This is a genomic window from Chitinimonas sp. BJYL2 (genome assembly GCF_027257935.1).
GTDB lineage: Bacteria > Pseudomonadota > Gammaproteobacteria > Burkholderiales > Chitinimonadaceae > Chitinimonas.
Map to the genome: position 1 here is coordinate 288,559 of NZ_JANZKW010000003.1, position 12,463 is coordinate 301,021.

Here is a 12,463-nt window from a genome sequence, read left to right on the forward strand (position 1 = left end):
AGAAAGCAGAAGTCTCATGCAAACCCCGGTACAGCAAACGGCCAGACCCTGGTGGCGAGAATCGATGATGTGGCTGGTGGTCGGCGGACCAGCACTGGTGGTGGTGGCTAGTTTCATCACCCTGTCGCTGGCGATCCGTCATCCCGACCCGGTGCTTGATACCTCGCGCGCCCAAAGCGCCGACGGCGATGTGCAGCCTGATCAATGGACGCCCGCCGTAAGAGCCCGCAACCATGCTGCGACCGCCCGCGAGGGCGAGGAGAAGTAATGAGCGACCGCCCCTATGACATCGACGACGTGATCGACGCACACGAACCCAAGCCGCGCACGGTGTGGCTGATGTATGTGTTGTGGCCATCGTTCGTGATGGCGGGGGTAATGGACGCGCTGGTCTTCGCGGTGGTGGACCCGAGTGACCTGACCTGGTTCGGCATGCAGCCGATGGATCTGCCACGGCAAGCCATCTACACGATGAGCTTTTTTGTCATGTGGGCGGTCATCGCGGCGTCGTCGGCGCTGACCTTGTGGTTCGCGCAAAGCCAGACAGGCATCCGGCCCAGTCTGGGCAAGTAGGGGGCAATAAGCGCAGCGCATTGCACCCTACGGAAACTTCCGTGGAAGTTGCCCGAGCTTGGGCGTATCAGCAGCTCGAATGATTGACGAGCTGCTTGAGACCGGCCGGATTGAGGATGCGGATCTGCCGTTGCTTCACTTCCAGCAGGCCGTCGTCCTGGAACTTGGAGAAGGTGCGGCTCACGGTTTCGAGCTTGAGACCCAGATAGCTGCCGATTTCTTCGCGGGTCATCCGCAGCACGACTTCCACCGACGAGAAGCCGCGTGCCTGCAAACGCTGGGTCAGGTTCAGCAAGAAGGCCGCCAGGCGCTCTTCCGCACGCATCGAACCCAGCAACAGCATCACGCCATGATCGCGGACGATCTCGCGGCTCATGATCTTGTGGAAATGGTGCTGCAGCTCGGTGAACACGCGCGAGAGTTCCTCGAACTGGCTGTAGGGAATCACGCAAACCTGCGAGTCTTCGAGCGCCACGGCATCGCAGCTATGGCGGTCGGTGCTGATGCCATCGAGGCCCAGCAGCTCGCCTGCCATCTGGAAACCGGTAACCTGATCGCGGCCGTCTTCAGCGGAGACGCAGGTCTTGAAGAAACCGGTACGCACGGCGTAGAGCGCCTGGAAGGGATCGTCGGCACGGAACAGGGCTTCGCCGCGGGCCACCGAGCGGCGCTTGGCGACCAGGGAATCGAGCTTGTCGAGGCTGTCGCCCGACAAACCGACGGGCAAGCAGAGCTCGCGCAGATTGCAGTTAGAACAGGCAACTTTGAACGTGGCGGAAGGAATCGGATTGGCTGCGGTCATGGCCTGTACAGGGTGGATGCGGGTCGGCGTGACGCAGTCGGTTTCGGCGGTGGGAGCTTGGAACATGGTGGGCCCTCGTGACTGCGCCAATTGTCGCTCCCAAACTAAGCTGGCGGCTTGACCCATGTCAATGGGGACAATCGTCGTCCATGGCAAAGTGAGCGCCATGCACGCTACTCACACCCCCACCATTGACGGCATCAGCGAAGACATCCTGCGTCGCTTCGACGTCAGCGGCCCTCGCTACACCTCGTACCCTACGGCCGACCGCTTTGTCGAAGCCTATACCGCCGACCATTACAAGCAGGCGCTGGCCCAGCGCCGCCAGAGTGGTCTGGTGGGGGGCGCGGCACCCTTGTCGGTGTATGTACACATCCCGTTCTGCGAATCGGTCTGCTACTACTGCGCGTGCAACAAGGTGATCACCAAGCACCACGAGCGGGCCGCCGAATACTTGCAGGCGCTGCGTCACGAGATGGACCTTACCAGCGCGCACCTGGGCGGCAATGAGCCGGTTTCCCAACTGCATCTGGGGGGCGGCTCCCCCACGTTCCTCAGCGACGAGGAACTGACGAGCCTGATGGCCGATCTGCGGGCGCATTTCCGCCTGCTGCCCAGTGCCGAGGTCTCCATCGAAGTCGACCCGCGCACGGTGGATGCGGGGCGACTTCGCCATCTGCGCGATCTGGGTTTCAACCGTCTGAGCTTCGGGGTGCAGGACTTCGATCCCGATGTGCAGAAGGCGGTGCATCGCGTGCAGAGTGAGGAAATGGTGGAGGCGCTGATGGTGGCAGCGCGTGAACTCGGCTTTGCCTCGACCAATGTCGACCTGATTTACGGTCTGCCGCAGCAAACGCGCGCCTCGTTTGCCCGCACGGTGGCTCGCGTGGCGCAGTTGCGCCCGGACCGCATTGCCCTGTATGCCTACGCGCACCTGCCACAGCGATTCAAACCGCAGCGGCGGATCGATGCCGCCCTGCTGCCACAAGGAGCCGACAAGCTCGGCATGCTGGCCAGTGCGCTGAGCGGCTTTCTGGGTCATGGCTACAGCTATATCGGCATGGACCACTTTGCCCTGCCCGATGACCCGCTCGCGATTGCCAAGCGTCAGGGCCGTCTGCACCGCAACTTCCAGGGTTACAGCACCCAGCCCGATTGTGATTTGATCGGTTTGGGCGTATCGGCCATCGGCCGGGTCGGCGCGAGTTATGTCCAGCACGCCAAAACTCTGCCCGAGTACTACGACGCCCTGCGTCATGGTCAGTTGCCGGTGGCACGTGGTTTGTCCCTGAACCGGGACGATCTGGTCCGCCGCGCCATGATCATGGCCTTGATGTGTCAGGGCCGGGTGGAGTACGAATCCATCGAACTGGCACACCTGATCGAGATTCCCAGTTACTTTGCCAGCGAGCTGGAAACACTCAAGCCCATGGCAGACATGGGGTTGATCGATATTGAACCGCGGGCGATCCAGGTGACGGCGCAAGGCTGGTACTTCGTGCGGGGTATTGCCATGGTGTTTGACCGCTATCTGCAGGCAGACCGCAATCGCGAGCGCTTCTCGCGGGTGATCTAGCAGCTGCGTTAGCATAGGCGGCATGGACCTTGCACTGATCACTTCTGCCCTGCTCATGGGCATCGCCGGCTCGCCCCATTGCGTGGCGATGTGCGGTGCGAGCTGCTCGGCACTGAGCGCTGGGCCGGTGCGCCACAAGGCGCTGGTCACCTTGCAGCTGGGGCGCCTGCTCAGTTACGCCGCCGGCGGAGCGCTGGCGGCGGCCAGTGTCGGTTCGCTGGCCCGGCTTGGTGAGTCCTTTGCGCTATTGCGGCCGTTCTGGGTACTCATCCATCTGGCGGCACTGGGTCTGGGCTTCTACCTGATCTGGCAGGGGCGGCAGCCACGCTGGCTAGAAGCGGTGGGCCAAGGCTCGATGCGCATGCAGGTATTGCAGGCAGATGCGCTCGCGACGAGTGGCGTGGCGATGGCTCGTCGCCAGATCGGCAGGGCGGGCCTTGCCGGCCTGGCCTGGGTCGCTTGGCCCTGTGGCTTGCTGCAGTCGGCCCTCGTGTTGGCAGCCGTATCGTCCGGCCCGGCACAAGGGGCGTTGATCATGGCGGCGTTTGCAACGACTTCGGCCTTGGGGCTGTGGCTGGGGCCGCTGTTACTGCTGCGTCTGCTGGGGCAGGCACGCGATCCGCAGCGCGGCATGCGCTGGTCGGTGCGGCTCGCGGGTGTCGGGCTCGCAGCGGCGTCTGTTTTTGCGCTGGGCCATGGTGTCTGGCGCCAGCTGGCCTTGCTCTGTGGCATACCGGTCTGACCGGAATACCTGTGGGTGTGCCATGGCTTGGCCGGCTGTTTTGGCGAAACCGGGCTACACTGAAATCACCGCACACACTGATTCATACTGACGCGCGTGCTTGCTTGCAGCCCCTCCGCTTGGTCAGCATCTCCTCCCGTACTGGCCCTGCTGGCCGGCTCGTTGGTATCCCTGTTTGTTGCACTCTGGGTGGGTACGCGCCGAGATCTGAGTGGCCGGGGCCTGTTTGTCTGTCTGCATGTGGCCATACTCTGGTGGACGAGCGCCGCAGCGCTGGAATTGATGGTAGCCGGTACCGGCTGCAAGGTTTTCTGGGCCGCCATGGCATGGCCCGGCATCGTCGCCACACCCACCTTGTGGGCCATTTTCCTGCTGACCTACATCCACCACGGCCAATATGCCTTGCAGCGCTGGCAGATTTGCGTGGTGACGCTTGTACCTGTGCTGGTCTGGGCGCTGGCGCTGCACAATGATGAACATGGCTGGCTCTATCGGGCTGGCACGGCCCCGATCAGTGCCGACCCCCACGCGCCGGTGCGCTACATCCACGGCCCCCTGTTCTATGCAGTGGCGGTCTATGTGTATGTGTTCATGAGCATCAGCGTTTACACCGCCTGGCGCTCCTGGCGGGCATCGCCGGGCCTGTATCGGCGGCACTATCTGGGTTTCCTGTTGATCACCCTGCTACCTTGGATTGCCAACTCGGCCTATGTGGTCGGTGGCTGGACCTTGTTCGGGTTCGATCCTACGCCGTTCTGCTTCTTGCTGACCGCCCTGGGTTTCACCTGGCTGATCGGCCGCCGGCGGCTCTTTGATCTGAGCCCCATCGCCCAGCATGTCTTGCTGGAGCAACTGCCGGACCCGGTCCTGGTGACCGATCTGACCGGCCGGGTGACCCAGATCAATCAGGCGGCGCGGCAGCTGGCAGGGGATGCGGACGGCCTGATCGGTGAACCCCTGTCTGCCTGGCCGCGGGTGGGTACGGAACTCGCGGCCCTGAGCAAGACGGGTGACACAGGGCACATCATCGAATTTACCGATCCGGCCGGGTGCTACGAGATCCAGCAGGTGGACTTGCAGCAGCATGGTCACACCCTGGGGCGGCTGCTGCTGCTCCGCGATGTGACGGCGCGGGTGATGAGCGAGCGCAAGCTGTCTGCCGCCCTCCTCGCCCTGGAGGCCCAACTGGAGACCACTGCCCGGCTACAGGATGAGCTGCGCGAGCAGGCTATCCGCGACCCGTTGACCGGCCTTTACAACCGCCGCTACCTCGAAACCCTGTTTCCCCGTGAACAGGCGCGCGCAAAACGCGAGGGCAATCCGCTCTCCGTGGTGATGATTGATCTGGACCACTTCAAGCGGCTCAACGATGACTATGGCCATCTGGCGGGTGATCAGGTGCTGCGTGAGGTTGCCGCCCAGCTGCGGGCTGGGGTAAGGGAGTCCGATCTGGCATTCCGCTTCGGTGGCGAGGAAATGCTGCTGCTCTTGCCCGGTGTGGACAAGCTGGCGGCATTCGAGCGTGCAGACAGACTGCGCACCGCCATGGCTGCCACGGTCATGGAGACCGAGTGGGGCCGGCTCTCGGTGACTTTTTCGGCCGGTGTTGCCACCGCCCCGTCGGATGGCGATGATCTCGATGCCTTGATCGGGAAAGCCGATCATGCGCTTTACGCGGCCAAGCATGCTGGCCGCAATCAGGTACGGATGGCCTGAGGGCATCACGCAGAGGGATATGGCTGTGTCGGCTTGCGCTGACTTGGTCTATACCTGTCCTGCCAACTTAACCGACCGGATAACCATGGCCAAAACCCACGACCCGCTGGCAGGACTGATCGAACAGGAAATCACCGCCTCGCAAAAAGCCGACCGCTGGGCGGGACGGCTGCTGCAGCTGACCTTGCTGCTGGTGTTTGCCGATATCGCTTTCTTCATCATCTTCATGCTTGCCAACGTCGATATCCTGCCCGACCGACTGGTAACGCCAGTGCTGCCCTACTGGACCTATCTGGGCGGTGCGACCGTGGCATCGGTACTGCTGACCCTGCTCGTCGGTATTCTCAAGATGAGCTACGAGATGTCCGAGCACTGAGCCCTAATGCCGCAAGGCCTTGGCTAGGGCAGCGGCTCGACATGAATGGTGACGCGGGCTTTTGACAGCACCTCGCCAATGGCCATTTCAAGCGCATCGCAGTGATCATGGCTGGTGCTGACCGGCATGGTGCCGGGCACCCGCAGGGTGAACTGGATGTGACGCACGTTCCCGGCCTTGCGCGTCAGCAGGTCGATGTAATCCAGCGGCGGCGCGATCCGGGCGGCAAGGATGGACTCGATCTGCGCGATCTCTTCTGGCGGTAGTGCCGCATCCATCAGCCCATCGGCCGACCGGCGTAACAGATGCCAGCCGGTAAAGACGATATTGCCGGCAACCGCTAGTGCGATCAGGGGGTCGAGCCGCTCCCAGCCCGGCGGCAGCACCAGCAGCAGCCCCAGACCGGCCACCACGCCCACGGAGGTCCATACGTCGGTCATCAGGTGATGGGCGTCGGCTTCGAGTGCAATGCTGTCGTGCTTGCGGGCTGCTCGCAGCATCAGCGTGGCCACACCGCCATTGATGGCGGTGGCGACCAAGGAGAGCAGCATGCCCGGCCCCAGATGGGTCAGCGGGGTGGGTTCGATGAGTCGCTGAACCGCCTCAATGCCGATCAGCAGGGCCGCCAAAAGAATCAAGCCGCCTTCCAGCCCGCTGGAGAAGTACTCTGCTTTTTCATGCCCCCAAGGGTGGTTCCGGTCGGCGGGCCAGGCGGAGATCGTCAAGGCCCACAAGGCCACGATGGCCGCTGCCAGGTTGACGAAGGACTCCATGGCGTCGGAGTAGAAGCCGACCGAGCCGGAGATCCAGTAAGCAGCAAACTTCAACCCCAGCGTGGCACAGGCTGCGGCAATGGAAAGCAGGGCCAGCTGACGAGGCGTGGGGTCAAGCGTCATCGGGTATCCCTTGTTCTGTTGATGCCGCTTGTGGCGCGGCGGTCCGTTGGTCGGCAGTCCTGCCGGCGAGTGAACTCTCGTGACTACAATCAACCCAAACAGGCATCGCTGCATGGTGCAGACGGTACCGTAAGGCCACGACAGGAGGCCAGTGTGATCAATCCGATAGGCAGTAATGGTACAGGCCTGGGCCTGCGTACGCTCGACAGCAACCGCGAGGCGCAGGCGCGTAGCCTGCAGCAATTGTCCAGCGGCAAGCGGATCAACAGCGCAGCGGACGATGTGGCCGCCAGCGCCATTGTGGAGCAGTTTGCCGCCCAGATCGTGGGCAGCAATCAAGCGGCCCGCAATCTTAATGACGGCATCTCGCAGGCACAGGTTGCCGAAGGCGCGTTGAGCAGCGTAACCGACAATACCTTGCGCATCCGGGAGTTGACGGTGCAAGCAGGTAACAGCACCTTGAGTGCGCAGGACCGGCAGGCCATTCAGGAAGAGGTGAGTGCGCTGGGGCAGGCGAATGCCAGTACGCTCAGTCAGGCCAGTTTCAACGGACAGTCGCTCTTTGACGGGGGCAGCAAAACCTTCCAGGCTGGCCCCAACGCCGGAGACCAGCTATCCGTATCGTTTGCGGGTGTGTCGGCATCCGCCCTTGCTGGCAGCGCCGGCGGGCTGGATTTGTCGAACGCAGCGGCGGCCAGTGCCTCACTGGAGAAGATCGATAGCGATTTGCGTTCGGTCAGCGGTGCGCGTGCCGAACTGGGGGCGCTGACTAACCGGTTTGAAGCCGGCATCAACAGCTTGCGCAGCAATGCGGAAAACCTCTCGGCGGCGCGCAGCCGAATGGCGGATACCGATTACGCTGCCACCACAGCGCGCAATGCAGCCGAACGTATCCGTTCGGAGGCAGGGCTGGCCGTGCAGGCACAGGCGAATGCCAACTCCCGGCAGGTGCTGTCCCTGTTACGCACCTGATGCGTGTGAAGACCGGCGGTACCCAACAAAAAGCCCGGCACACCGCCGGGCTTTTTGTTGGGTAGCAACACTAGCGCTTGCGCTGTGCCTGCAGGCCTGCAGGATCACGGGCAAACCAGAGCCACTGGGTGTCGGTGCCTCCCTTGCGCAGTACCCACTGCCAGAGCGTCAGCGAGGCAAGCGCAGCAAGGCTGACGGCCAGCAGCCCGCCCAATACTAGGGCTGCGCTGTAAGCCCAAGCCTGCGCAGGCTGTATACCTGGCCAGAAATCCCTGCCGACCCAGCCTGCGAGTCCACTGAGGATCAGCATGCACACTGCCATCTTGATACCGTTCGATGGCTTGTCGTTCCGTTTCATTGGATTGGCTCCTTCACGGGCTGGGCAGGTGCAATGCGGCCTTGGCCTGATTGCACCCTGCGGCGGTCAATTCGTACCGGTTTCCGGGATCGGCTCGCCTCGTGTCTTCCACAGCGAGTAGCCCACGCCCGCCGCCAGCAGGCCGAAGGTCACGCCCAGCGACACCGGCGAGGGAATCTTGATAGCGAAATTGACGAGGAAGATCTTGATGCCGATGAACACGAGCACCACAGCCAGCGCGTACTTGAGGTAGTGGAAGCGGTGCACCATTGCGGCCAGGGCAAAATACAGCGCACGCAGACCCAGAATCGCGAAGATGTTCGAAGTGAACACGATGAACGGGTCGGTGGTGATCGCAAAGATCGCCGGCACGCTATCAACTGCAAATACCAGGTCGGTAATCTCGACCATGATCAGTGCCAGGAACAGCGGCGTGGCCCACCAGACCAGCTTGCTGCTGTCTTTCGGGTCAGCCTGCTTCACGAAGAAGGCGCGACCGTGCAGTTGCTCGGTGAAGCGGAAGTGACCGCGCAGCCACTTGATCAGTGGGTTGCTGGCTACATCGGTTTCGTCGTCGTGCATGAACAGCATCTTGATACCGGTGAACACCAGGAAGGCACCGAACACGTACAGGATCCAGGCGAACTCATGGATCAGTGCCGCACCCAGGCCGATCATCACGCCGCGCATGACGATGGCACCCAGAATGCCCCAGAAAAGCACGCGGTGCTGGTACACGCGCGGCACGGCAAAGTAGGTGAAGATCAGCGAGATGACGAACACATTGTCCATCGACAGGCTCTTCTCGACGAGGAAGCCGGTCAGGTAATCCATGCCGGCCTTGGGGCCGAGTTCGAACCAGACCCATCCACCAAACAGCAGGCCGGCGCTGATATAGAACGCGGAGAGCTTGAGGCTCTCCTTTACGCTGATTTCGTGGTCTTTCTTGTTGAGTACGCCCAAGTCCAGCACGAGTAGCACGATGACGACCGCAGCAAAGGTCGCCCACATCCAAATCGGATAAGTCATGTTATTTCCAGATCAAAAGCCCGGGCAGGGCGTGGACCCTGCCCGGGCGGGTTGTCAGCGAACCTGACGCAAGGCTTCGATACGCGATTCAATCGAGGGGTGGGTGGCGAACAGGCTACCCAGACCACCGGTAATGCCCGACGCCGCCATGCCCTTGGGCAGCTCACCAGCTTCACGGCCACCCAGCACCTGCAGGGCATCGATCATCGGCGCGGTGCTGCCCAGCAGCTTGGCGGCACCCGCATCGGCGCGGTACTCACGCTGACGCGAGAAGTACATGACGATGACGCTGGCCAGAATGCCGAAGATCACCTCGAACACCATGCTGGCAATGAAGTAGCCAATGCCGGGGCCGCTGCTTTCTTCATCGTTACGACGCAGGAAGCTGTCCACCAGATAACCTGCCACGCGCGAGAGGAAGACCACGAAGGTATTCACCACGCCCTGGATCAGCGTCAGCGTCACCATATCGCCATTGGCAATGTGGGCCACTTCGTGTGCCAGTACCGCTTCGACTTCACGGCGGCGCATGCTTTGCAGCAGGCCGGTCGACACCGCCACCAGCGAGTTGGACTTGCTCGGGCCGGTGGCAAAGGCGTTCGGTGCACCTTCGTAGATGGCGACTTCCGGGTTGGGCAGGCCGGCTGCCTTGGCCAGGCGGTGCACGGTTTCCACCAGCCAGGCTTCATCGGCATTGCGCGGCTGTTCAATTACCTGCGCGCCGGTGCTCCACTTGGCCATGGTCTTGGACATCATCAGCGAAATGATCGAGCCACCAAAGCCGATCAGTGCCGAAAAGGCCAGCAACATGCCCAGGTTCAGACCATTGGCGGTCAGGAACCGGTCCACACCGAGGATGCGGGCGCTGACGGACAGCACCAGCATCACCGCGATGTTGGTCATCAAAAACAAGACGATACGTTTCATGAAAGCGTCCTCCAGAAAACGGAACAGGATGCGCCCAAGATAGGGGCCCGACCGTAGAGATTCAACGAACGGTCGCAGTGTACGCGATCGATCATTCTGTAAAATCGAGTTCATTCTGATGAATAACTCGGTTTTTTCGATGGATTGAGCATGCCCAAGCCTGAACTCAACTATAAGCATCTGCATTACTTCTGGATGGTGGCTAAGGAAGGTGGCGTGGCGCGGGCGGCTGATCGACTCGGCATCAGCCCACAGACGATCAGCGGCCAGCTCGGCAAGCTGGAGCGTGAACTGGGCCGCGCATTGTTCCGCCAGGAAGGGCGGCGTCTGGCACTGACCGAAGCGGGACGCGAGGCCATGCAGATTGCCGACGAGATTTTCCTGCTGGGGGAGCGCCTGCAGGATACGCTGGCCGATCCGCAACTGGGCATGGCCGCCCGGCTCAATATCGGCCTCGCCGATTCAGTGCCCAAGCTGGTGGCCTATCAACTCTTGGCACCTTTGCTGACGGGGAATCTGCGTCTCAGTTGCCACGAAGGCGACTTCGATGAGCTGATATCGGGTTTGTCGCGGCACAAGCTGGATGTGGTGCTGTCGGATCGCGACCTTTCGCAAGGCCAGCAGCGCCAGCTGATGGCGCGGCGGCTAGCCACCAGCCCCATCGGTATCTTTGCCAGCCGCACGCTGCTGGCGGACCGCCAGGCTGCCAGTGGCAGTGCTGCCTTGCAGGGCGCACCACTGCTGCTGCCTAGCCGCCGTAGTTCGTTACGCGCGCGGCTGGAACTGTGGCTGGAGGCGGAGGGTCTGCGGCCGCTGGTGGTGGGGGAGTTTGACGACAGCGCCTTGCTGACCACGTTCGGCAGCCACGGCGCGGGCTACTTTCCGGCGGCCACGGTGTTGCAAGGCATGCTGGCAACGCAATACGGTGTGCAGCTGCTGGTCGAGGTGCCGAGCATTCGTGAGGAGTACTACGCGATTGCGGCACCCGCCCGTGTGGCGAACCCGCAGGTAGAAAAACTGATGGCGGGCTTGGGGGCGGGAGCTTTGCACTGGCCCACCAGCGGCGCTTGACACGCGCACCGGGCGACGCACAAAAACAAACAGGGGTGGCCCCCTAAAGGACCACCCCTGCTGATATTTGGCTCCCCGACCTGGGCTCGAACCAGGGACCTACGGATTAACAGTCCGGCGCTCTACCGACTGAGCTATCGGGGAAAGGACGCGCACGATAATCGGCGCCGCGCGCCTTGTCAAAATCTTTTTTCAGGCTGGGTCGTGCTTTCCTGTCAAATCAGCAGCTTGCTGCTGCGGGTAGAATGCGCAACTCGATTGTTCGTCGTTTACCAAGCGCTAATCTCATGCAGCCCATTGCCATCATCCAGCACGTCGCCGACGACGGCCCAGCCTACTTCGCCACCTGGCTTGAACAGCAAGGCCACGCCTACCAGGTTTTCCGTATGGATCAGGGCGATGACCTGCCGGCGCATGCCGCTGACCATGCCGGCTGGTGCGTGCTTGGCGGGCCGATGAGTGCCAACGATGCGCTGCCTTACTACCCGCTACTGTTTGCGCGGCTACGTGAAGCGGTGGACTTGCGTATTCCCTTGATTGGCCACTGCCTGGGCGGGCAGATCATCAGCCGCGTGCTGGGCGGTACCGTCAGTGCCTCTGAAAACGTGGAGATAGGCTGGAGTGATTTGCGGGTTGAGGCGGGCGGTAACGCCTGGCTGGCCGGCGCGGCGGCTGCACGTTTTTTCCAGTGGCATGGCGAGAGCTTCTCGATCCCGCTTGGCGCGCAGCGCATCATGACCGGCGATTACTGCGCCAATCAGGCATTCGTGTATGACGATATTCACCTCGGCATGCAGTTCCATTGCGAAGTTACCGAAGACAAGGTGCGTCGTTGGCTGGTACTGGGGCATGACGAACTGATTCACAGTACCTCGCCCGCAGTGCAGCAGGCGGGTGCCCTGTTGCCGGATCTGCCGGCCAGCGTTGCGCTCAGTCAGCAGATGGCCAGCGCCCTCTACGCGCGCTGGTGGCAGGGTGTGCAGGTGCGCTCAGTTGAGCGTGGTCATGCCGCCGCTCAGGCGTAGTTTGGTGATCAGACTATTTGCGGCGAGCCGGTTTTCTGCTGCAGTACGCGCAGGTAGTCACTGAGCCACTCGTACTGGACGGCACTGCTGCCGTGATGGCTCCGCAGCCAGTTGGCGAGCAGGCATTCCATATCCTTGGGGCCGTACACAGTCTTTCTATAAGTACGTGAGTGCTTCCCTGATAAATCAGTAGCTTGTCCTTTTCTGGCGAGTGCGGGTGGTGTGCCTTAATGTGCGCTTGGTCAATGGCATAGACCGTTACCTATTCGCTCGAACAGGATAGTTCCAGTGAATACCACCAGACTTGGCAACTCCCGTAGCTAAGCGCGTTGGCGTACGGACATCAGCTCTCCAATTCTCCAAGGTTCATGCGTTCTGATCCCAGAACCCTGCAATTTTT

At 62.0% G+C, this 12,463-nt stretch carries 15 protein-coding genes and 1 tRNA gene; 9 read left to right on the forward strand and 7 right to left on the reverse strand.

Features of this window, described 5'->3' with window-relative positions; translation table 11 throughout:
* Positions 1-16: 16 nt before the first annotated feature.
* Entirely contained in the window at positions 17-268 is a 252-nt protein-coding gene (locus O9X62_RS11215) for a hypothetical protein (protein WP_269532946.1), read from the forward strand.
* Positions 268-573 carry a hypothetical protein gene (locus O9X62_RS11220; protein WP_308446465.1) on the forward strand — a complete coding sequence of 102 codons (306 nt, stop codon included), beginning with the start codon at positions 268-270 and terminating at the stop codon, positions 571-573. The genes O9X62_RS11215 and O9X62_RS11220 overlap by 1 nt, the downstream gene beginning before the upstream one ends.
* A 67-nt stretch (positions 574-640) precedes the next feature.
* On the opposite strand, the gene fnr is transcribed toward O9X62_RS11220, so the two are convergent.
* On the reverse strand, positions 641-1,375 hold the full coding sequence (gene fnr, locus O9X62_RS11225; protein WP_269533139.1) for a fumarate/nitrate reduction transcriptional regulator Fnr: 735 nt from the start codon (positions 1,373-1,375) through the stop codon (positions 641-643).
* Between the two features lie 166 nt (positions 1,376-1,541).
* Here fnr and hemN point away from each other — a divergent pair, with 166 nt between their 5' ends.
* The 4 genes from hemN to O9X62_RS11245 all read left to right on the forward strand — a co-directional run bounded on the left by hemN (position 1,542) and on the right by O9X62_RS11245 (position 5,785).
* Positions 1,542-2,951, forward strand: a complete 1,410-nt coding sequence (gene hemN / locus O9X62_RS11230; protein ID WP_269532947.1) for an oxygen-independent coproporphyrinogen III oxidase — start codon at positions 1,542-1,544, stop codon at positions 2,949-2,951.
* A 22-nt stretch (positions 2,952-2,973) separates the two neighbouring features.
* Complete coding sequence (locus O9X62_RS11235) at positions 2,974-3,693, forward strand: sulfite exporter TauE/SafE family protein (RefSeq protein ID WP_269532948.1); 720 nt, start codon at positions 2,974-2,976, stop codon at positions 3,691-3,693.
* A 96-nt stretch (positions 3,694-3,789) separates the two neighbouring features.
* A complete protein-coding gene (locus O9X62_RS11240; RefSeq protein WP_269532949.1) occupies positions 3,790-5,409 on the forward strand; it encodes a diguanylate cyclase in 1,620 nt (539 codons plus the stop codon).
* A gap of 85 nt (positions 5,410-5,494) precedes the next feature.
* Positions 5,495-5,785, forward strand: coding sequence for a hypothetical protein (locus O9X62_RS11245; protein ID WP_269532950.1), 291 nt, complete (start codon positions 5,495-5,497; stop codon positions 5,783-5,785).
* A gap of 23 nt (positions 5,786-5,808) precedes the next feature.
* Here the strand turns inward: O9X62_RS11245 and O9X62_RS11250 are convergent, their stop codons facing one another.
* Positions 5,809-6,681, reverse strand: a complete 873-nt coding sequence (locus O9X62_RS11250) for a cation diffusion facilitator family transporter (RefSeq protein ID WP_269532951.1) — start codon at positions 6,679-6,681, stop codon at positions 5,809-5,811.
* 153 nt (positions 6,682-6,834) lie between these two features.
* Between O9X62_RS11250 and O9X62_RS11255 the strand changes: the two genes are divergently transcribed.
* Positions 6,835-7,653 carry a flagellin gene (locus O9X62_RS11255; RefSeq protein WP_269532952.1) on the forward strand — a complete coding sequence of 273 codons (819 nt, stop codon included), beginning with the start codon at positions 6,835-6,837 and terminating at the stop codon, positions 7,651-7,653.
* A gap of 70 nt (positions 7,654-7,723) precedes the next feature.
* Here O9X62_RS11255 and O9X62_RS11260 read toward each other — a convergent pair whose 3' ends face one another.
* The 3 genes from O9X62_RS11260 to htpX all read right to left on the reverse strand — a co-directional run bounded on the left by O9X62_RS11260 (position 7,724) and on the right by htpX (position 9,967).
* A complete protein-coding gene (locus tag O9X62_RS11260) occupies positions 7,724-8,011 on the reverse strand; it encodes a hypothetical protein (protein WP_269532953.1) in 288 nt (95 codons plus the stop codon).
* A 66-nt stretch (positions 8,012-8,077) separates the two neighbouring features.
* Positions 8,078-9,040, reverse strand: coding sequence for a TerC family protein (locus tag O9X62_RS11265; protein WP_269532954.1), 963 nt, complete (start codon positions 9,038-9,040; stop codon positions 8,078-8,080).
* A gap of 54 nt (positions 9,041-9,094) precedes the next feature.
* Positions 9,095-9,967 carry a protease HtpX gene (gene htpX, locus O9X62_RS11270; protein ID WP_269532955.1) on the reverse strand — a complete coding sequence of 291 codons (873 nt, stop codon included), beginning with the start codon at positions 9,965-9,967 and terminating at the stop codon, positions 9,095-9,097.
* A 150-nt stretch (positions 9,968-10,117) separates the two neighbouring features.
* Between htpX and O9X62_RS11275 the strand changes: the two genes are divergently transcribed.
* Positions 10,118-11,038, forward strand: coding sequence for a LysR family transcriptional regulator (locus O9X62_RS11275; RefSeq protein ID WP_269532956.1), 921 nt, complete (start codon positions 10,118-10,120; stop codon positions 11,036-11,038).
* Positions 11,039-11,106: 68 nt separating this feature from the next.
* Here the strand turns inward: O9X62_RS11275 and O9X62_RS11280 are convergent.
* Positions 11,107-11,182 (reverse strand) — tRNA-Asn (locus O9X62_RS11280).
* 143 nt (positions 11,183-11,325) lie between these two features.
* On the opposite strand from O9X62_RS11280, the gene O9X62_RS11285 reads away from it, so the two are divergent.
* The gene (locus O9X62_RS11285; protein WP_269532957.1) at positions 11,326-12,063 is read left to right on the forward strand and encodes a type 1 glutamine amidotransferase; all 738 of its coding nucleotides are present in this window, start codon (positions 11,326-11,328) and stop codon (positions 12,061-12,063) included.
* An 8-nt stretch (positions 12,064-12,071) separates the two neighbouring features.
* Here O9X62_RS11285 and O9X62_RS11290 read toward each other — a convergent pair whose 3' ends face one another.
* Positions 12,072-12,212 carry a hypothetical protein gene (locus O9X62_RS11290; RefSeq protein ID WP_269532958.1) on the reverse strand — a complete coding sequence of 47 codons (141 nt, stop codon included), beginning with the start codon at positions 12,210-12,212 and terminating at the stop codon, positions 12,072-12,074.
* Positions 12,213-12,463: the final 251 nt, after the last annotated feature.